This is a genomic window from Rhodococcus sp. YH1, from assembly GCF_009939605.1.
In the GTDB taxonomy this organism is placed as follows: domain Bacteria; phylum Actinomycetota; class Actinomycetes; order Mycobacteriales; family Mycobacteriaceae; genus Rhodococcus; species Rhodococcus aetherivorans.
The window spans coordinates 21,653-40,766 of sequence record NZ_WVTE01000065.1; the positions used below are offsets into that span (position 1 = coordinate 21,653).

General features: G+C 72.2%; 16 protein-coding genes and 1 pseudogene. 11 read left to right on the forward strand and 6 right to left on the reverse strand.

Features of this window, described 5'->3' with window-relative positions; translation table 11 throughout:
- Positions 1 to 4 precede the first annotated feature (4 nt).
- On the forward strand, positions 5 to 826 hold the full coding sequence (locus AIIKEEIJ_RS06790) for an alpha/beta fold hydrolase (RefSeq protein WP_161995269.1): 822 nt from the start codon (positions 5 to 7) through the stop codon (positions 824 to 826).
- Here AIIKEEIJ_RS06790 and AIIKEEIJ_RS06795 read toward each other — a convergent pair.
- Positions 801 to 1,979: an acyl-CoA dehydrogenase family protein gene (locus AIIKEEIJ_RS06795; RefSeq protein ID WP_161995270.1), complete on the reverse strand. Its 1,179-nt coding sequence runs from the start codon at positions 1,977 to 1,979 to the stop codon at positions 801 to 803. The genes AIIKEEIJ_RS06790 and AIIKEEIJ_RS06795 overlap by 26 nt on opposite strands.
- Positions 1,980 to 2,042: 63 nt before the next feature.
- On the opposite strand from AIIKEEIJ_RS06795, the gene AIIKEEIJ_RS06800 reads away from it, so the two are divergent.
- The 4 genes and pseudogenes from AIIKEEIJ_RS06800 to AIIKEEIJ_RS06815 all read left to right on the forward strand — a co-directional run.
- Positions 2,043 to 2,744 carry a winged helix-turn-helix transcriptional regulator gene (locus tag AIIKEEIJ_RS06800; protein ID WP_161995271.1) on the forward strand — a complete coding sequence of 234 codons (702 nt, stop codon included), beginning with the start codon at positions 2,043 to 2,045 and terminating at the stop codon, positions 2,742 to 2,744.
- 93 nt (positions 2,745 to 2,837) lie between these two features.
- Positions 2,838 to 4,175 carry a D-inositol-3-phosphate glycosyltransferase gene (mshA, locus tag AIIKEEIJ_RS06805; RefSeq protein WP_006936015.1) on the forward strand — a complete coding sequence of 446 codons (1,338 nt, stop codon included), beginning with the start codon at positions 2,838 to 2,840 and terminating at the stop codon, positions 4,173 to 4,175.
- Positions 4,172 to 4,690 (forward strand): YbjN domain-containing protein, encoded by a 519-nt coding sequence (locus AIIKEEIJ_RS06810; protein ID WP_006936013.1) that lies wholly within the window; start codon positions 4,172 to 4,174, stop codon positions 4,688 to 4,690. Before mshA ends, AIIKEEIJ_RS06810 begins: the two co-directional genes overlap by 4 nt.
- Positions 4,691 to 5,069: 379 nt before the next feature.
- Positions 5,070 to 5,405 (forward strand): annotated as a pseudogene (locus AIIKEEIJ_RS06815) (transglycosylase family protein); the annotation flags it as partial.
- A 77-nt stretch (positions 5,406 to 5,482) separates the two neighbouring features.
- Here the strand turns inward: AIIKEEIJ_RS06815 and AIIKEEIJ_RS06820 are convergent.
- Both AIIKEEIJ_RS06820 and AIIKEEIJ_RS06825 read right to left on the reverse strand, forming a co-directional pair.
- Complete coding sequence (locus tag AIIKEEIJ_RS06820; RefSeq protein WP_161995272.1) at positions 5,483 to 6,679, reverse strand: serine hydrolase domain-containing protein; 1,197 nt, start codon at positions 6,677 to 6,679, stop codon at positions 5,483 to 5,485.
- Between the two features lie 118 nt (positions 6,680 to 6,797).
- A complete protein-coding gene (locus tag AIIKEEIJ_RS06825) occupies positions 6,798 to 7,805 on the reverse strand; it encodes a helix-turn-helix domain-containing protein (protein WP_161995273.1) in 1,008 nt (335 codons plus the stop codon).
- 197 nt (positions 7,806 to 8,002) lie between these two features.
- On the opposite strand from AIIKEEIJ_RS06825, the gene AIIKEEIJ_RS06830 reads away from it, so the two are divergent.
- A complete protein-coding gene (locus AIIKEEIJ_RS06830; RefSeq protein WP_006936007.1) occupies positions 8,003 to 9,589 on the forward strand; it encodes an AMP-binding protein in 1,587 nt (528 codons plus the stop codon).
- 4 nt (positions 9,590 to 9,593) lie between these two features.
- Here AIIKEEIJ_RS06830 and AIIKEEIJ_RS06835 read toward each other — a convergent pair whose 3' ends face one another.
- Together AIIKEEIJ_RS06835 and AIIKEEIJ_RS06840 are read right to left on the reverse strand one after the other, a co-directional pair.
- Entirely contained in the window at positions 9,594 to 11,210 is a 1,617-nt protein-coding gene (locus AIIKEEIJ_RS06835) for an FAD-dependent oxidoreductase (RefSeq protein WP_161995274.1), read from the reverse strand.
- 138 nt (positions 11,211 to 11,348) lie between these two features.
- On the reverse strand, positions 11,349 to 13,115 hold the full coding sequence (locus tag AIIKEEIJ_RS06840) for an FAD-dependent oxidoreductase (RefSeq protein WP_161995275.1): 1,767 nt from the start codon (positions 13,113 to 13,115) through the stop codon (positions 11,349 to 11,351).
- 132 nt (positions 13,116 to 13,247) lie between these two features.
- Between AIIKEEIJ_RS06840 and AIIKEEIJ_RS06845 the strand changes: the two genes are divergently transcribed.
- From AIIKEEIJ_RS06845 to AIIKEEIJ_RS06855, 3 genes are all read left to right on the forward strand, one after another.
- Positions 13,248 to 13,994, forward strand: a complete 747-nt coding sequence (locus tag AIIKEEIJ_RS06845) for a phosphoglyceromutase (protein WP_006936001.1) — start codon at positions 13,248 to 13,250, stop codon at positions 13,992 to 13,994.
- Positions 13,995 to 14,212: 218 nt separating this feature from the next.
- Positions 14,213 to 15,331, forward strand: a complete 1,119-nt coding sequence (locus AIIKEEIJ_RS06850; protein ID WP_231386031.1) for a sensor histidine kinase — start codon at positions 14,213 to 14,215, stop codon at positions 15,329 to 15,331.
- A 77-nt stretch (positions 15,332 to 15,408) separates the two neighbouring features.
- Complete coding sequence (locus AIIKEEIJ_RS06855) at positions 15,409 to 16,098, forward strand: response regulator transcription factor (protein ID WP_029545153.1); 690 nt, start codon at positions 15,409 to 15,411, stop codon at positions 16,096 to 16,098.
- Here the strand turns inward: AIIKEEIJ_RS06855 and AIIKEEIJ_RS06860 are convergent.
- Positions 16,080 to 16,910 (reverse strand): hypothetical protein, encoded by an 831-nt coding sequence (locus AIIKEEIJ_RS06860; protein WP_161995285.1) that lies wholly within the window; start codon positions 16,908 to 16,910, stop codon positions 16,080 to 16,082. The genes AIIKEEIJ_RS06855 and AIIKEEIJ_RS06860 overlap by 19 nt on opposite strands.
- 45 nt (positions 16,911 to 16,955) lie before the next feature.
- On the opposite strand from AIIKEEIJ_RS06860, the gene AIIKEEIJ_RS06865 reads away from it, so the two are divergent.
- Positions 16,956 to 17,909 (forward strand): Ppx/GppA phosphatase family protein, encoded by a 954-nt coding sequence (locus AIIKEEIJ_RS06865; protein ID WP_029545150.1) that lies wholly within the window; start codon positions 16,956 to 16,958, stop codon positions 17,907 to 17,909.
- Positions 17,906 to 19,105 (forward strand): hypothetical protein, encoded by a 1,200-nt coding sequence (locus tag AIIKEEIJ_RS06870; protein ID WP_161995276.1) that lies wholly within the window; start codon positions 17,906 to 17,908, stop codon positions 19,103 to 19,105. Before AIIKEEIJ_RS06865 ends, AIIKEEIJ_RS06870 begins: the two co-directional genes overlap by 4 nt.
- Positions 19,106 to 19,114: the final 9 nt, after the last annotated feature.

Below are 19,114 nucleotides of genomic sequence, written 5' to 3' on the forward strand. Positions count from 1 at the left end.
CCGCATGACAATCCGCGAGGTCGAGAGCTCCGACGGCACCCCCATCGTCTACCGCGTCACCGGCGATCCCGCCCACCGCCCGCTGGTCCTGCTGCACGGCTGGGCCCAGTCGTCGCGGTGCTGGGGCGAGGCCGTGCTGGACGAGCTGGCCCGCACCCACCGGGTGATCGCCGTCGACCTGCGCGGACACGGGTACTCCGGAGCCCCGGAGACCGGATACGACGAGTCGAAGCTGTGGGCCGCGGACGTGCAGGCCGTGCTCGACGCCGAAGGCGCCCACGGCGCGGTGCTGCTCGGCTGGTCCTACGGCGGCCTGGTGATCTGCGACTACCTCGCGACCCACGGCACCGACCGCGTCGCCGGGATCGTGCTGGTCGGCGCGATCACCAGCATCGGCCGGGGCGAGAAGGGCGGCAAGGTCGGGGCGGCCATGCGCGCGGCCGTCCCCGACGCGATGTCCGAGGACGCGGCGACGGCGATCCGCGCCCTGGGCGCCTTCGGCACGGCCCTCACCGGGCCCGGGGAGGGCAAGGGCGTCGCGGCCCAGGCGCTGTTCGGCACCAGCCTGTGCACCCCGCCCCGCGTGCGGGCGGCGATGTTCGCGCGGACGGTGAGTAACGACGAGCTGCTGCGGGGCCTCGACACGCCCGTGCTCGTCCTGCACGGCACGGCCGACTCGGTCGTCGACGTCTCGGCCGCCGAGCACGCGGCGTCGCTGCTGCCGAACGCGACGACCTCGTTCTGGGAGGGCACCGACCACGGCCCGTTCGTCGAGGACCCGCAGCGGTTCGCCGCGGAGGTCACGCGCTTCGCGGGATCGCTGTAGCCGCTGCCGACCCGAGCGCCTGCGCCCCGGCGAGCAGCAGTGTCTCCTCCGGCGTGAGCGGGTGGAACTTGACCCCGCGCACGTCGCGGTAGCACTGCTCGAGCGGGCTCGACCGGTAGAAGCCGCGGCCCCCGGCGACGTCGAGGGCCAGGTCGCACACCTCGATCGCGGTCCGCGCGATCTCGGCCTCGGCGGTCATCACCGCGGCGACCGTGGTCATCGACGGCACCGGGTCGTCGCCGACGACGTCGAGGGCACCGTCGAGGGCCCACGACGCGACCTGCAGGCGGGTGGCCGCGACGCCGAGCTGGCGTCGCACGCTCGGGTCGCCGGCCCGCGGCGTCCCGGCGACGAGCGCGGTCGCGTGCGCGTGCGCGGCCTCGGCAACCCCGAGATACACGGCCGCGACGACGGGCATGGCGACGCTGAGCACCAGCTGGAACGGCGGGTCGATCACCCCGTACGGGCGGCGGGCGACCACGGCCGCGTCCGGGACGAACACGTCGGTGAGCTCGACGTCGTGGCTGCCGGTCCCGCGCATGCCGAGCGAGTCCCAGTTGTCGAGGACCCGCACCCCGTCGGCCTTCATCGGGACCATCATGTTGAGCACGATGCGGCCCTCGTCGGGGTCGTCGTACGGGAACATGGTGGCGAGCACGTCGCCGACCGGGGCCTGGCTGCAGAACACCTTGCGGCCGTCGACGCGGTAGCCACCGGGCACCTTCCGGGCGGTCCCGCGCGGCCGGGTCTGGTCGGCGCCGCCGGTGGAGACGAGCACGAGTCCCTCCCCGGCGACGCGGCGCAGCATCCGGTCCGCGCCGGGCGCGCCGTGCCGGTACCGCCACGCGGCGGCGAGCACGACGTGGTGGTGCATGGACGAGGCGAGGGCGGTGGCCGCGCAGTGGTGCGCCAGGGTGCGTTGCACGGTGGCGACGTCGCGCACGGTCGCGCCGTCGCCGCCGAGCTCGCGCGGGACGGCGAGCGCGAGGCGGCCCTCGGAGCGCAGGATCTCGTAGGCCTCGGCGACGAACGTGCCGTCGCGGTCGTGGGCGCGGGCGTACGGGGCGATCCGCCGGCCCAGTTCGTCGGTGCGGGCGGCGAGTTCCTCGCGGGGGCGGGAGCGGGGGGACTGGATGATGTCTACGGTGGTCATGTCTCGACGGTAGGGGCGCAGATCGATGCCGCCCAGTGCACGTTCTGGACCTACTCTGGAGATGTGCGCGAGTACGGGCAGTACTGTCCGGTCTCGATCGGCAGCGAAGTGCTCGCCGACCGGTGGACCCCGCTGATCCTGCGCGAAATGGTCTACGGCAGTACCCGTTTCAACGAGATCGAGCGCGGCCTCCCCGGCATCTCCCGCACCCTGCTGGCCACCCGGCTGCGGCACCTCGAACGCAAGGGCGTGCTGGAGCGGGTCCCGCAGGCCCGCGGCTGCGAGTACCGCCTGACCCCGGCCGGCCGCGAACTCGCCCCGATCCTCGTCGCGATCGGGGAGTGGGCGGTGAAGTGGTTGTTCGCCGAACCGGTGCCCGCCGAGGTCGACCCGGTGACGCTGACGTGGTGGATGCACCGCCGGGTGGACCGCGACCGGGTGCCGCAGCGGCGGGTGGTGATCGAGTTCGACTACACCGGTCCCGCCCCGATTCGCCTGTGGATCGTCCTGGACCGGGGCGAGCCGTCGGTGTGCCGCAAGCCGCCGGGGTTCGACGTCGACCTGTACGTGACCGGGGAACCGGTGGCCCTGATGCGCGTCTTCGCCGGCACCCGGACCCTCGCCGAGGCGATCGACGACGGCAGCGTGCAGGTGCACGGGCCGTCCGCGCTGGTGCGCGAGTTCGGGACCTGGTTCCTGTGGAGCCCCTTCCACGCGGCGGTGCGCCGCGCCGTCGCGGGTTTCGAGGCCGGCAAGCATTCCTGAACGGCCGGGGTGCCGCGTCGAGCAGCCGCAGCGCGCCGGAGCGCAGGGGAGGGCGGAGCCGGGCGGGGATGTGCGGCAGGGCAGTATGGAGAAGTGACGTCGAAGTCGAACAGCCGTCCCCGCCGCGTGGCCGTCCTGTCGGTCCACACCTCGCCGCTCGCGCAGCCCGGCACCGGGGACGCCGGCGGGATGAACGTCTACGTTCTGCAGACCGCCGTGCAGCTCGCGCGCCGCGGGGTCGAGGTGGAGATCTTCACCCGGGCGACGTCGTCGGCCGACCCCGTGGTGCAGGAGGCGGCACCCGGCGTGCTCGTGCGCAACGTCGCGGCCGGTCCGTACGAGGGGCTCGACAAGCACGACCTGCCCACGCAGCTGTGCGCGTTCGCGGCCGGGGTGCTGCGGGAGGAGGCCCGTCACCCGCAGGGCTACTACGACCTCGTGCACTCGCACTACTGGCTGTCCGGCCAGGTGGGCTGGCTCGCCCGGGACCGGTGGGGAGTCCCGCTGGTGCACACCGCGCACACGCTCGCCGCCGTGAAGAACGCCTCGCTCGCCGACGGTGACGTGCCCGAGCCGGCGGCCCGGCAGATCGGCGAGCAGCAGGTGGTCGCCGAGTCCGACCGGCTCGTCGCCAACACGGTCGACGAGGCGGCGCAGCTCGAACGCAGCTACGGCGCCGACCCGTCGCGGGTGGACGTGGTGGCGCCGGGTGCGGACCTGTCCCGTTACCGGCCGGGGGACCGGGCGGCCGCCCGAGCGGGCCTCGGCCTCGACCCCCGCGAGACGATCGTGACCTTCGTCGGGCGCATCCAGCCGCTCAAGGCACCGGACGTGCTGCTGCGGGCCGCTGCGGCGGCGATGTCCGCCGACCCGGAGGTACCCCTGCGCGTGCTGGTGGTCGGCGGGCCCTCCGGCACGGGACTCGAGCGGCCGCACTCGCTGATCGAACTGGCCGCCGAGCTCGGAATCGCCGCCCGGGTGACGTTCCTGCCCCCGCAGCCACCCGAGCGGCTGGTGCAGGTCTACCGTGCCTCGGACGTGGTGGCGGTGCCGAGCTACTCCGAGTCGTTCGGCCTGGTGGCGATCGAGGCGCAGGCGTGCGGGACCCCCGTGCTGGCCGCGAACGTCGGTGGCCTCGGCGTCGCGGTGCGCGACGGCGAGACCGGGCTGCTCGTCGACGGCCATCGCACCGACGACTGGGCCGCCGCGCTGCGCGCGCTGGTCACGGACCCGGGACGGCGGGCTGCGCTCGCGGCGGCCGCGCCCCTGCACGCGGAGAACTTCTCCTGGGAGCACACCGCGGAGGGTCTGCTCGCCAGTTACCGTAAGGCCGGTGCGCTGCGGAACCGTTCGCTCGGGACCGGCGAGTTCCCGCTGCGCCGGCAACGCGGAGTGTGGAAGATCCGGCGGACGACGGGGGTACGGGCGTGAGCGAGCGACTGAGCGAGACGATCGAGGCGACGCTGCGCGATCGCGGCCTCGAGTTCTCCCGCAAGGAGGGTGGGCACTTCGTCGTCGACCTGCCGGGGGAGAACAAGCTCAAGACGACGACGCTGCTCAGTCCCGGCAACCACGGCCTGCGCATCGAGGCGTTCGTGTGCCGCAAGCCCGACGAGAACTTCGAGGGCGTCTACCGGTACCTGCTCCGCCGCAATCGGCGGCTGTACGGGGTCGCGTACACCCTCGACAAGATCGGGGACATCTACCTCGTCGGCCGGATGTCGGAGGCCTCGGTCACTCCGGACGAACTGGACACGGTGCTCGGCCAGGTGCTCGAGGCCGCCGACCACGATTTCAACGTCATTCTCGGACTCGGATTCCTCACCTCCATCAAGCGGGAGTGGGAGTGGCGGGTCTCGCGGGGCGAGTCGCTCCGCAATCTCGAACCCTTCCGGCACCTGATCGAGGACGGCCGGCCCTTCGTGGTGGAGGACGCGCAGCCGTAACGCCGCGATATCGGTGACCCGAGCCACAATATTACTGTGAGCATGGTCACATAACGGCCGTGTAACTACACGGTTTCGAAACGGCGATTACTCGGACGTCACCTGGGAAAACGCTGCCGCCCGATCTTGGAATGTGAGACGGGCGTGCCGGAAAACAGCGCGTGACCGATCCGTGATGAGTCTCTAGCGTCGTAATCAGCCCGATACCACCGGGCAAGCAACACCGGCCCGTCGCCGCTGACTCTGCCCCGCGGGACCGGAACTCGATACCTGATCGAGGGGCAGGGACGAGGCACAGCTCCGAATCCGGGCAGCGGGATCGACATCGTCGGCCGCCGCAGTGCCTCGCCAGCAGACGCGAGAGGAATTCAACCGCATCATGGCAAACTTCACCTTCAAGCGCGCCCTCGGCACCGTCGCCGCCACCGCGGCCCTGGCCGTCACCCCGTTCGCACTCGGCACCGGCACCGCCAACGCCGCCTCCGGCAACTGGGACGCCGTCGCGCAGTGCGAGAGCAGCGGGAACTGGGCCATCAACAACGGCAACGGCTACCACGGTGGCCTGCAGTTCTCGCCGAGCACCTGGAACGCCTACGGCGGCCAGCAGTACGCCCCCACCGCCGACCAGGCGACCCGGGAGCAGCAGATCGCCATCGCCGAGAACGTCCTGGCCGGCCAGGGCGTCGGTGCGTGGCCGGTGTGCGGTCAGTACCTCTGATCCCACCGCCCGGGCTCACGCCCGTAGCAGCCGAACGAACCCCGCGTGCACCGCACGCGGGGTTCGTCGGGTTCTCACCGGATCCGCGACGCGGCCGACCGGCGGTAGGCGGCGGCCTCGAAGTCGAGGTATCCCCCGAACGAGACGGCGTCGGCGAAGGGCAGGATCTGGGTGGCCCAGAAACCGGCGATGCCGTTCTGGCGGTCGATCCAGTAGTACAGGTTCGCCAGGCCGGCCCAGCCGAGCGCCCCGGCGGGCCGACCCGTCGGCGCCGGCTCCTCGTTGACCATGAACGTGTATGCCCAGTTCTTGGGTAGCCCGGGGAAGAACTCCGCATCGTTCGACAGCGCGGGGATCACGCCCGGCAGGGCGGTGATCTGCTGCCCGTCCAAACCGCCGCGCACCGCGTCGGCGACCGTTCCGGCGGCCAGCACCCGGCCGCCGGGCGCGTCCCCGTCGCGCAGCCACATCCGGAGGAACCTCAGGTAGTCCGGGACGGTCGTGTACAGACCGTGGCCCCCCATGTGGACCTCCGGATCCTGGGGGAGCACCATCTCGGGCATCGGTACGACGGTCCCGTCCTCGCCGCGCTGGTGGACGACGGCGAGCCGGTCGCGCATGTCGGCGGTGAGGGTGAACGCCGTGTCCGCCATCCCGAGGGGCTCGAAGATCCGTTCGCGCATCACCTCCCCGAGGCGCCGGCCCCGCACGGCCTCGACCACCAGCCCGCACCAGTCGATGTTCGAGCCGTACATCCACCGCTCGCCCGGATCGAACAGCAGCGGGGTCCGCAGCGCGGCCTTCGACGCCGTGATGACGCTGGGCTGACCGTGCTCCTCGGCGAGACGCCGGTAGTTCTCGTCGAAGAAGTCGTACCCGAGGCCGGCCGTGTGGAGCAGCAGCATGCGGGTGGTGATGTCCCGTTTCGGCGCGCGCAGCAGGGGCTCGCCGTCCGTTCCGAAGCCCTCGAGAACCTGGAGTTCGCCGATCTCCGGCACATACCGGGCGGCGGGGGCGTCGAGGTCGAGCAGGCCCTCCTCGACGCACTGGAGTGCCGCGGTGCCGGTGATCGCCTTCGTCGTGGAGAAGGCGGCGAACACAGTATCGGCGGTCATGGCCGTGCCGGACCCGGCAGCCCGTTCCCCGGCCACCCCCGAATACACCACGTCGTCCCGGTCGGTGAGCATGGCCACCACGCCCGGCAGGCCCCCCGGGCTGTGGGTGAGTTCCCGTAGGGCTGCATCCATGGTGCTCGCGAAGTCGTCTGTCACGGTTCCTCCTGTGCGCGGGTCCGCCGCCGGTGGGCTCACCGGCGTCGGATGCGGACGCTACGGACAGGGGTGTGACGTGGGCCACCTCCGATCGGCACGCGCTGTCGGATTTCGGCACTCACCGTCCGCGGGCCCGGGCGAGGGTCCGCGACGGGTTCTCGCCGAATCGGCGACGGTAGGCGGCGGCGAAGACGCCCATGTTGACGTAGCCCCAGCGGGCCGCCACCGCGGAGACGGTGCACTCGGCCGACGCCGCGGCGAGTTCGTCGCGGATGTGCTGCAATCGCACGTCGCTCAGGTACCGGTTCGGCGTCGTGTCCAGGTGGCGGCGGAACCCGCCCGACAGTGCGCGCACGCTGACGCCCACGGCGGCGGCGATCTCGGAGACCGTGGGCAGATCCGCGGCGTGCTCGCGGATGTACTGTTCCGCGCGGCGGACGTACGCCGGCGCGGCCGGCTGCCGGCCGGCGTCGAGCGCGACGCCCGCTGCGGCGGCCCATTCGGTGACGAGGTGACCGAGGAGCAGCTCCTGCAGGTGAGCGCCCGGCGGGCCCTGCGCGATGCGCACCGGATCGGCGCGGATCGCGCGGACCGCATACGCGAGCAGCGCGTTCCAGCCCGACGATCCGGCCCCGACGACGCACTTGTGCTGCCACAGACGGTCGTCGGGAGCGACGCCGAACCAGCGGTCGGCGAGGTCGGCGACGAGCCGGTGCGGCACCGTCAGGTTGAGCTGGAGATGCTCGTCGTCGAAGTCGACGCGATGTTCGATCCGGCTGCAGTCGGCCACGAAGGTGGCGCCGGAGTCGATCTCCACCTCGCCCGCTGCGACCCGGTGCCGGGCGTGACCGCGGATCGTCGTCAGCACCAGGATGTTGCCGGCCTCGGCCGAGAGCTGGTCGACGGTCACCGGGATCCCGTACCGGAACCGGGTGAGCACGATGTCGCCGATCGCGGCGGAGAACATGCTCGATCGCGGGCGCAGCAGGCGCCCGCTCGGCCGTACGCGATAGGGCATGTACACCTGGTCCGACCACGCCCGGATCTCGTCCCAGTCCGTCGAGACCGTCGCCGGCGAGGGGGCGCAGCCGGAGAACGGGTCCAGCGAATGCACGACGTCCGTCATCCGGCCGAGCCTAGAGCGCCGGGGCGGGCGCCGACACTGCCCGATCGGCTGGGTCCGGGCGCGCGCGACCGGGCACGCGACGGCCCCCGACGCGGTAATGTCCGGCGTGCGTGTGACTGCCTTCACAGCGGTCAGGTACCGTACTCCCGGCACGTCTGGCACGGCGTGCCACAGAGTCCTGCTCCCGAGGAGAACCCATGAGCTTTCGCAGCCCGTTTCCCGACGTCGAAATCCCGGCACTGAGTGTCTACGACTTCCTGTTCGGTTCGATCGCGGAGGCGGACCTCGGTCGCCCGGCGCTGATCGAGGGCGCGTCGGGGGCCGTCACCGACTACCGCGCCCTGATCGGGCAGATCGACGCGATCGCCGGGGCCCTCGCGGCGCGCGGCGTGGGGGTCGGCGACGTCGTCGGCCTGCTCTCGCCGAACGTGCCCGCCTTCGCGTCCGTCTTCCACGGCATCCTGCGGGCGGGCGCGACCGCCACCACGATCAATGCCCTCTACACCGCCGAGGACATCGCCAAGCAGCTCGAGGATTCCAAGGCGACGTTCCTGTTCACCGTCTCCCCGCTGCTGCCGCACGCGAAGGAGGCCGCGGCCAAGGTGGGCATCGCCGACGACCGCCTCGTCGTGCTCGACGGCGCCGAGGGGCACCCGTCCCTGCGCGACCTGCTCGCCGAGAACGCGCCCGCCCCCGAGGTGTCGTTCGATCCGGCCACCCATCTGGCGGTGCTGCCGTACTCGTCGGGCACCACGGGCCGCCCGAAGGGTGTGATGCTCACGCACACCAACCTGGTCGCCAACGTGTGCCAGATCAACCCGCGCATGGGCATCGGCGCCGCCGACAAGGTCCTCGCCGTGCTGCCGTTCTTCCACATCTACGGCATGACCGTGCTGCTCAACGCGGCCCTGTACAACCGGGCGTCGCTGGTGACGATGCCGAAGTTCGACCTGCCGGAGTTCCTGCGGATCGTCGCCGAGCAGAAGTGCACGTACGTGTTCATCGCGCCGCCCGTCGCGGTGGCCCTCGCCAAGCACCCCCTCGTCGACCAGTTCGACCTGTCCAGCGTGCACACCGTGTTCTCGGGTGCCGCACCCCTGGACAAGGAACTCGGCGGTGCGGTCTCCGCGCGGCTCGGCTGCAAGATCCGCCAGGGCTACGGCATGTCGGAGATGAGCCCGGTCAGCCACGCCATCCCGTTCGACGGCGACGACGTGCCGCTCGACTCGGTCGGCCCGACGATCGCCAACATGGAGTGCAAGCTGGTCGACCCGGGCACGCTCGAGGAGGTCGCGTACCCGACCGGCGAGGGTGTCTCCGAGCCGGGTGAGCTGTGGTGCAAGGGCCCGAACGTGATGGTCGGCTACCTCGGCAACCCGCAGGCCACCGCGGAGACCCTCGACGCCGACGGGTTCCTGCACACCGGCGACATCGCCACGGTGGACGCGGCCGGCAACGTCACGATCGTCGACCGGCTCAAGGAACTGATCAAGTACAAGGGCTACCAGGTGCCGCCGGCCGAGCTCGAGGCGCTGCTGCTGACCCACCCGCAGATCGCCGACGCCGCGGTCGTGGGCGTGCTCGACGACGAGGGCGAGGAGGTGCCGAAGGCGTTCGTCGTGCGCCAGCCGAACGCGGAGCTGACCGAGGACGAGGTCATCGAGTTCGTCGCCGAGCGCGTCTCGCCCCACAAGAAGGTGCGCCGGGTGCAGTTCATCGACATCGTTCCGAAGTCCGCCGCGGGCAAGATCCTGCGCAAGGATCTGCGCACGCCGACGGCGTAGCCGGTTACCGTCCGGGCCGCAGGATCCGGCCGAGATGCGCCGCGAGCGCCTCGATCGTCGGATCCTGCGCCCGGAACCCGACGTAGCCGTCCGGCCGCACCACCACGGCCGCGGCGGCACCGCCGAACCCGTACGCCTGCGCGGCGCGGCCCGCGTCGTCGCGCAGCACCCTGCCGTCGGCCGGCGTCCCGGCGGGTCCCGCCACGAGCACGTACGCCCGCAGCGCGTCGCCGAAACGGTCCGCCGCCCGCTCGGCCAGCTCCCGCTGGGACGCCAGCGCCTGCACCGTCGGCGCCCACAGCAGCACCGTGTGACCGGGGTGGCGCAGCAGCTCGTGCAGCCGGAGCGGCGACGCGACGGCGTCCTGTCGCAGTCCCGTCGCGTCCGGGGCGCGATCACCCGGGGCCGGACCGCCCCCGTCCGGCACCTCGCCGCCCACGAGCGGGCTGCCGGGGTAGCCGAGCAGCAACTGGGCCTCGCGCGCGATCGCGGTCGCCGCGTCCGTCTCGCCGGCCCCGATGCCCTGCCGGGCGTGCCGCACGGTGCGGCCCACCACCTCCTCCCCGATGGGCCGGCGCTCGGCGTCGTAGCTGTCGAGCAGGCCGTCGGCGGCGCGGCCCTGCACCGCCAGCGCGAGCTTCCAGCCGAGGTTGTAGGCGTCCTGGATGCCGGTGTTCATGCCCTGCGCCCCGGTGGGCGGATGGATGTGCGCGGCGTCCCCGGCCAGGAACACCCGGTTCCCACCGTAGTTCCCGGCGAGGCGGTGGCTGATCCGGAACACCGACGACCAGCGCAGGGCACTCGCCCGCGTCGGTTCCGGCGCCAGCCGGTCGAGCACCGCCTGGATGTGACCGAGGGTGGGCCGGCGCCCGCCCTCGAGTCCGTGCGCGACGGTTCCGACGCCGGGCGCGGACGTCGCCAGGTCCGGCGCGACGAACGTCGACAGGCGGTAGCGGCCGTCGCCGGGCAGCGGGATGCACACCATCATGTCCGTCGTCGTGCCGTCGGTCCGCGTCGACGCGCGGATGCCGTAACCGGCCGGCATCGACCAGTCCAGTTCGACGTCGGCGAGCGTGTACTCCTCGGGGAACGCGTCGCCGTCGAAGGACACCCCGAGGCCCTTGCGCACGGCGCTGTGCGCGCCGTCGCAGCCGACCAGATAGCGGGCGGCCAGCCGCGTCGTGTCCTCGCCGTCGCGCAGGGCGGCGACCACGCCGTCCGCGGTCCGGTCGAAGCCGGTCAGTTCGACGCCGCGGCGCACGACGGTGCCGTGCTCGGCCAGGGCCTGCGTCAGCACCCGTTCGGTGGCGTACTGGGGCATGCAGACGAATCGGTACGGCACGTCCTCGGGCAGTGCGAGTTCGAGGCGCATCACCTCCTGCCCGTCGACGTACACGAGCTGCCCGTGCATCGGCGCGGACACGTCGAGCGACGGCCGGAGCACGCCCATCGCGTCCCACACCTCGAGCGTGCGCGGCTGGATACCGACCGCCTTGGCGTACTGCGGCGGCTCCGGGAGCCGATCGACGATCACGACGTCGACGCCGCGCCGGCGCAGTTCCAGCGCGGCGGTCAGTCCGACCGGGCCGGCGCCGACCACCAGGACCGAGGTCTCGCTCATCGGGCATACCCTTTCGTCGCGTTCGAGGGAAGTATGTCCGAATCCGCCTCCGGCGCGTGCCCGTTCGCCGCATCCTGCTTCCGTGCCGACGGGACCACGCTCCGGACCCTCTCGCCGCCGGGCAGCGCGCGCCCGACGTCACACGTCGAGGATGTGCGGCAGCCCGGCGCGGTAGCGGTCGGCGTCGATCCGCCGCATCGGCTCGAGCTCGGGCGGCTCGTGCAGGCGGTACCGCGCCGGCGGTGCGGCGGGCGAGTCGGCGGCCTCGAGCAGCGCGGCGACGGCCGCCCGCGCCGATTCGCCGGCCGATTCCATGGTCGCGAGATCGATGTCGGTGCGGACGTAGTCGCCGGCGAGGAAGAGGTTCGGGATCGCGGTGCGCGCGTCCGGACGGTCGGCCCACGAGCCGACGGTGTTGACGAGCAGGGGAGTGTCGTTCGTGTTGCGGGCCTGCGCGGCGTCCCACCGGACGCCGGGATCGAGGAACCACGAGACGACGTCGTTCTCGTCGAGGACGCCGGTGCCGGTGTCGTCGAGGCACGCCGACATCTGCGCCCACGTCTCCCGGGCGATCTCCTCGGCGGTGCACTCCTTCGCGGTCTTCCCGTGGAGGATGCCGGGGGTGTCCCAGTCGGAGATGTCCACCGACAGGCAGTCGTGGGCACTGCCGTCGCCGTAGCGGGCGGCGAAGTCCCCGCGCCAGAACTGGCCCTGGCTGATGGAGGTCAGGGCCCACGGCGAGCCGAGGTAGGCGACGTGCCCGTCGGCGATCGGGGTGGGCCGGCGCAGGAAGTACTGGATGCCCACCATCCAGTCCGTCTGCAGGTTCCGCATGGCTCCGAGCCGCGGATCGGCGGCGACGATCCGCGGTGACCACAGCGGCACGGCCCGCTCCACGGGCATCGCCGCGACGTACCAGTCGGCCTCGGCGACGGCGCGGGTGCCGCCGCCGTCCACCAGCCGTACTCCGGTGATCGAGCCCGAGGAGATGTCGAGAGCCTCGGCCGCCCAGCCCATTTCGAATCGAACGCCGAGGGCGCGCAGGTGCGCGGCCCACGGGTCGATCCAGGCCTCGTTCGTGGGGGCGGCGAGGAGCCGGTCCAGGTGACCGTACTCGGGGACGGTGCCCATCGCGTTCCACACGAACGCCTGGCCCATGATGCCGATGGTGCGGGTGGACGCGACGGTGGGCCGGGCGGCCACCAGTTGCCGGGTCAGCGCCGAGACGAGGATGTTGCGGTAGGCCGGCGACTTGCCGTCGGCCTCGAGCGTCTGCGACCACGTCTGGTGCTCCCACTGGCCGTGGCGGCGTTCGAGGCTGCTGGTCAGGAACATCACCAGCTTGCGGGTGAAGACGGCCAGCTCGTGCGGGGGGATCGCGCCGCCGAGGGAGAAGGCGGCGGCCAGGGACTCCTGCAGCGAGGCGGGGTCGAGGACGTCGGTGCGCAGCGGCGCGATCGACGCGGGGGCGGTCAGGTCGGGCCCGCCGGGGATCGCCATCCGGAAGGCGGATCCGGCGACGAGGTTGTCGAACACGCCGTTCGGGTTGCCCGGGAAGGGGATCCGCCGCATCGTGTCGGGGATGTGCCGGTAGAAGCCCGGGAAGAAGCGGAAGCCGTGCTCGCCGGGCAGGTCGGCGCGTCCGTCGGACCCGGTGCCCGGCGACGGGATGCTGCGGGCCTTGCCGCCGAGGGCGGTCGGTTCGAAGACGGTGACCTCGAAGCCGCGTTCGATCAGTTCGTGGGCGGCCGTCAGGCCCGCTATCCCGCCGCCGAGCACGGCGACGCGCCGGCCCCCCGAGCGCAACGCGGGCGAGCGCGGTGCGGCGTGAGCGGTCGTGGGCGCGACGGCGACCGCGCCCAGGGCGGTGAGGAAGGTGCGGCGGGAAAGCCGGGTGTCGAACACGAGAATCCCCCGATCCGGACGTCGTTCTGAAAACAACCGTTGTCACATATATCCGATGTGTGCGGCCCGCGGGGCGGATTCGCCGAACGGTGCGGACGTGGCACCGCCGCCCGGGCGTGCCAGGATTGGCCCATGACCAACGGAACACTTGTGTTGCTCCGCCACGGCGAGAGCGAATGGAACGCGATGAACCTCTTCACGGGGTGGGTGGACGTGCACCTGACCGACAAGGGGATCGCCGAGGGCAAGCGTGCCGGCGAGCTGCTCGCGGAGCACGGTCTCCTGCCGGACGTGCTGTACACGTCGCTGCTGCGCCGCGCGATCAGCACCGCCAACTACGCGCTCGACGCCGCGGATCGGCACTGGATCCCGGTCGTGCGTGACTGGCGCCTGAACGAGCGGCACTACGGTGCGCTGCAGGGCAAGAACAAGGCGGAGATCAAGGCGGAGTTCGGCGAGGAGCAGTTCATGCTGTGGCGCCGCAGCTACGACACCCCGCCGCCCCCGATCGAGCCCGGCAGCAAGTACAGCCAGGACAGCGACGTCCGGTACGCGGACGTCGACGAGGTGCCGCTCACCGAGTGCCTGAAGGACGTCGTCGAGCGCCTGATCCCGTACTGGGAGGAGACCATCTCCCAGGACCTGCGGGCCGGCCGGACCGTTCTGATCACGGCCCACGGCAACTCGTTGCGCGCCCTCGTCAAGCACCTCGACGGGATCTCCGACGAGGAGATCGCCGGACTGAACATCCCCACCGGCATCCCGCTGCGCTACGACCTCGACGAGAACCTGCGCCCGCTGAACCCGGGCGGCACGTACCTCGATCCCGAGGCGGCCGCGGCCGGTGCCGCCGCCGTCGCCGGCCAGGGCGGGCGGTAGTCCCCCCGGGGGCCGCGGGCAGCCGTCCCGCGGCCCCCGGGAAACGGCCGGTGAACACGCGGCAAATGCCGCGAACATGCGGCGTGACGTGCGGCGGAATGCCCCGACCCGCTGTCACCGTCCCGCCGTGCCTACGTACGATTCGAGACGTGACTGTTGTGCAGGCCGTGCTGCTCGCCGGGGCCGCCGTCCTCGGTGCCGTGTTCGCGATCGTGCTGATGCGGCTCCTCCGGGGCCGGGCCACCGACCGCACGGACGCCGACCTGACCATGGCGCAGGTGCTCGACCGTGTCGTCTACGGCGCGGACACGGGTATCGCCGTCGTCGACCGGTTCCACGACGTCATCCTGTTCAACCCGCGCGCCGAGGAACTCGGCCTCGTCCGCAACCGGCTCGTCGAGGACTCGGCCTGGGCGGCCGCCACCCGGGTGCTCGAGACCGGTGAGCCCGCCGAGCTCGACCTCACCGCGAAGAGCCCGCGCGGTCGTGAGCGCGTCGCGGTGCGCTGCGTCGCGCGGCGCCTGCTCGACGACGACGCACGCTTCGTCGCGCTCTACGCCTACGACGACTCCGAGCAGGTCCGGATGGAGGCCACGCGCCGGGACTTCGTCGCCAACGTCAGCCACGAACTCAAGACGCCGGTGGGCGCGATGGCCTTGCTCGCCGAGGCCCTGCTCGAATCCGCCGACGACCCGGAATCCGTGCGGCACTTCGGAACCCGGCTGCAGAGCGAGGCCAACCGGCTCGGCAACATGGTGACCGAACTGATCGCGCTCTCGCGTCTGCAGGGGGCCGAGAAGCTCCCGAACCTCGAGGTGGTCGAGGTCGACGACGTCGTCGAGGAGGCGCTGCGCCGCACCCGCCTGACCGCCGAGAACGCGCAGATCACCGTCACCACCGACGCCCCCAGCGGCTACGAGGTCCTCGGCGATCAGACGCTGCTCGTCACCGCCCTGGCCAATCTCATCGAGAACGCGGTCGCCTACTCGTCCCCGGGCTCGCCGGTCTCGGTCAGCCGGTCCCTGCGCGCGGGCAAGGTGGCGATCGCGGTGACCGACCGCGGCATCGGGATCGAGAAGGAGGACCAGGAGCGCGTCTTCGAACGGTTCTTCCGGGTCGACAAGGCCCGTTCCCGCGCCACCGGCGGCACCGGTCTCGGCCTGGCGATCGTCAAGCACGTCGCCGCCAACCACAACGGGGAGATCCGGTTGTGGAGCCAGCCGGGAACCGGATCGACGTTCACGCTCCTCATCCCCGCCCACTCGGCCGACCCCCGCGAGTCACAGGTCGCCTCCCCTCGCCGCGAGGGCGGGGCGGCGCTGACGGCGGAGCGGTGACGACCACGCCGACATCCACGACGAGAAACGGAAGCGAGCCGGATGCACCAGGTAACGGAAGGTACGGAGGACCAGCAGTGACGCGTGTGCTGATCGTGGAGGACGAGGAATCGCTGGCGGATCCGCTCGCGTTCCTGCTGCGCAAGGAGGGCTTCGACACCACTGTCGTCGGCGACGGACCGTCGGCGCTCGCGGAGTTCGACCGGGCCGGCGCGGACATCGTCCTGCTCGACCTGATGCTGCCCGGCATGAGCGGCACCGACGTGTGCAAGCAGCTGCGCAGCCGGTCCGGCGTGCCGGTGATCATGGTGACCGCTCGCGACAGCGAGATCGACAAGGTCGTCGGCCTCGAGCTGGGAGCGGACGACTACGTCACCAAGCCGTACTCGGCGCGTGAACTCATCGCCCGCATCCGCGCGGTGCTGCGCCGCGGCGGGGAGAGCGACGCCGAGTCCGCACAGGACGACGGGATCCTCGAGGCCGGGCCGGTGCGGATGGACGTGGACCGGCACGTCGTGCACGTGGGCGGGAAACCGGTCACCCTGCCGCTCAAGGAGTTCGACCTGCTCGAGTACCTCCTGCGCAACTCCGGCCGGGTGCTCACGCGCGGCCAGCTCATCGACCGGGTCTGGGGTGCCGACTACGTCGGCGACACCAAGACCCTCGACGTGCACGTCAAGCGGCTGCGTTCGAAGATCGAGGCCGATCCCGCCAAGCCGCAGCACCTGGTCACCGTCCGCGGCCTCGGCTACAAGCTCGAGGGGTAGGGGGCGGGCTCCGGCGTCCGCTCGGCGGCGGCCGTCGTCGCGGGGTGCACGGCGATCAGGCCCAGCCCCTCGCGGCGGCGGCACAGCCGCGCGAGCTCCTCGTAGGCGGCATCGCCGATCAGCTCGCGCAGTTCCGGCGCGTACGACTGCCACACCGGCGAGGCGCCCACGTGGGCGTCCGGCGATCCGGAGCAGTACCAGTCCAGGTCGTGGCCGCCCTCGCCCCAGCCGCGCCGGTCGTATTCGGTGACGACGGTGCGCAGCACCTCGGTGCCGTCGGGGCGCTCGACCCAGTCCTGGGTCCGGCGGATCGGCAGCTGCCAGCACACGTCCGGCTTCACCTCGAGGGGTTCGATGCCGCGCCGCAGCGCCATCTTGTGCAGCGCGCAGCCGATGCCACCGGCGAAACCGGGCCGGTTGAGGAAGATGCAGGCACCCTTGTAGCGGCGGGTGCGCAGGGCCGGCTCGTCCTCGAGGTCGTCCTCCTCGAGGTAGCCCTTCTTGCCGAGTCCCTTCTCCATGAACTGCCAGTCCTCGGGAGTGAGATGTCTCACGGCGGCGTCCAGCTTGGCGCGATCGTCGTCGTCCGACAGGAACGCCCCGTGGGAGCAGCACCCGTCGTCCGGGCGGTCGGCGATGATGCCCTGGCACGCGGGCGTGCCGAACACGCAGGTCCAGCGGGAGAGCAGCCACGTCAGGTCGGCGGCGACGACGTGCTCGCTGTTGTCCGGGTCGGTGAACTCGACCCATTCGCGCGGGAAGTCGAGGGGAACTTCGGGGGCCGGGACCTGCTTGTGTGCGGCGCCGGGCATACCTGCTGTCACAGGACCCGACGGTAGACCCAGTACCGTATGTATGTGCGCCTAGGGGTACTCGACGTCGGAAGCAACACCGTCCATCTGCTCGTGGTGGACGCTCATCGCGGTGGCCATCCCACCCCCATGAGTTCGACGAAGGCCACCCTGCGCCTGTCCGAGAACACGGACGACCGCGGCGACATCACCCCGCAGGGCGCCGACCGGCTGGTCGAGACGGTCGCCGACTTCGCGGGCATCGCCCGCACCTCCGGGTGCGAGGAGCTTATGGCCTTCGCGACCTCCGCGGTGCGCGACGCCAACAACTCCGAAGCGGTTCTCCGTCGCGTCCGCGCTGAGACCGGCGTCGCACTCGAGGTGCTCTCCGGCGTGGACGAGGCCCGGCTGACGTTCCTGGCGGTCCGGCGTTGGTACGGCTGGAGCGCGGGACGCATCCTGTGCCTCGACATCGGCGGCGGCTCCCTCGAGCTGACCTTCGGCGGCGACGAGGACCCGGACTGCGCGTTCTCGCTGCAGCTCGGCGCCGGTCGCCTCACCCGGGACTGGCTGAGCGAGGACCCGCCCGGCAAGCGGCGCGTCGCGGTGCTGCGGGACTGGCTCGACGCCGAGCTCGTCCGGCCCGCCCAGGAGCTTCGTGCGGCCGGCGTTCCCGACCTGTGCGTCGGAAGCTCGAAGACCTTCCGCACCCTGGCGCGGCTGACCGGTGCCGCCCCGTCGTCGGCGGGCCCGCGCGTGCGGCGCACCCTGACCGCCGCGGGGCTGCGTCAGCTCATCGCGTTCATCTCCCGCATGACGACCGCGGACCGTGCCGAGCTCGAGGGCGTGAGCTCCGACCGGTCGCAGCAGATCGTCGCCGGTGCGCTGGTCGCGGAGGCCGCCATGCGCGCGCTGGGAGTGGAGACGCTCGACATCTGTCCCTGGGCCCTGCGAGAGGGGCTCATCCTCCGCAAACTCGACACCGAGATGGGGGGCGAATTGATGGTGGTTTCGCAATGACGGACGGTCACAGCACCGACACCGGGCAGATCTCCGTCGCGGAGCTGCTGGCCCGGAACGGCCAGAAGGTGAATTCCCGCGCCGGCGGACGTCGCCGCCGCGGCGTCAGTGGGGGAATCTCGGTCGCGGAACTGACCGGAGAGATTCCCGTCAGCATTCCGGAGCCCGAGCCGACCGAGCCTCCGGAGACGAAGGCCCCGGAGGCCCCGGAGGCCGAGGCTCCGGTGGCCGAGCCGGCCGCGTCCGCCCCGCCTGCGGCGCCGAAGGCGGCGCCCGTGGTGCCGGCGAAGGCGGTACCCGTGGTGCCGGCGAAGGCGGTACCCGTGGTGCCGGCGAAGCCGAAGGTGGAGCCCGTGGTGCTGGCGAAGCCGAAGGTGGAGCCCGTAGTGCCGGCGAAGCCGAAGGTGGGGCCCGTGGTGCCGGCACAGGCGCAGCCCGTCGTGCCGGCGAAGGCGGGGCCCGTGGTGTCGGCGACGCCGAAGGTCGAGCCCCTCGCACTCGAGGCGCCGAAGGTCGAGCCGGAGACCCAGGTCCCGCCGTCGCCGCCCCGGACGCGCGAGGAGCCGGCAGCCGCCGAGCGGGTGCAGCCGGTGAAGGTCGAGTCGCCGACCGAGATCATCCGCCCGGCCGTCCTGCCGCGGCGGGCGCGGGCCCACGCCGAGGTGACCGCGAGCGCGCCGGCGCGGCCCGCCGACGCCCCCGAGCCGAGGCTGCTGTCCGGGCCCGCGAGCGACCTGCGGGGCAACGGTGACGACACCGCCGACGGCGACACCGAGACGATCGGCGAGCCCGTCGCTGCGGACGAGCCGGACGAGGAGAAGCCGGAGGAGCGGTCCGCGCGGTCACGCCGTCGCCGCGGCACTGCCGCCCCGGCGGAGACCCCGGCCGCGGCGGAGCCGGACGAGGCCCCGTCCGACACCGGTGAGCCGCGCGGCGCGATCGGTCAGTGGGTGCGGCTGATCGGCGAGGGCGTCGTCGCGATCATCGCGGGCGCGCTGCTGTTCAAGGGCTTCGAACAGTTGTGGGACGCGTTGCCGTGGGTGGCGTTCGCGCTCGCACTTCTGGTCATTGTCGGCCTGGTGGCGATGGTGCGCATCCTCCGCCGCACCGACGACATCACGAGCCAGCTCATCGCTCTCGCCGTGGGCGCCTTCGTAACGTTCGGTCCGCTGTTGTTCCTGCTGCCCACCGGCTGATCCGCACGT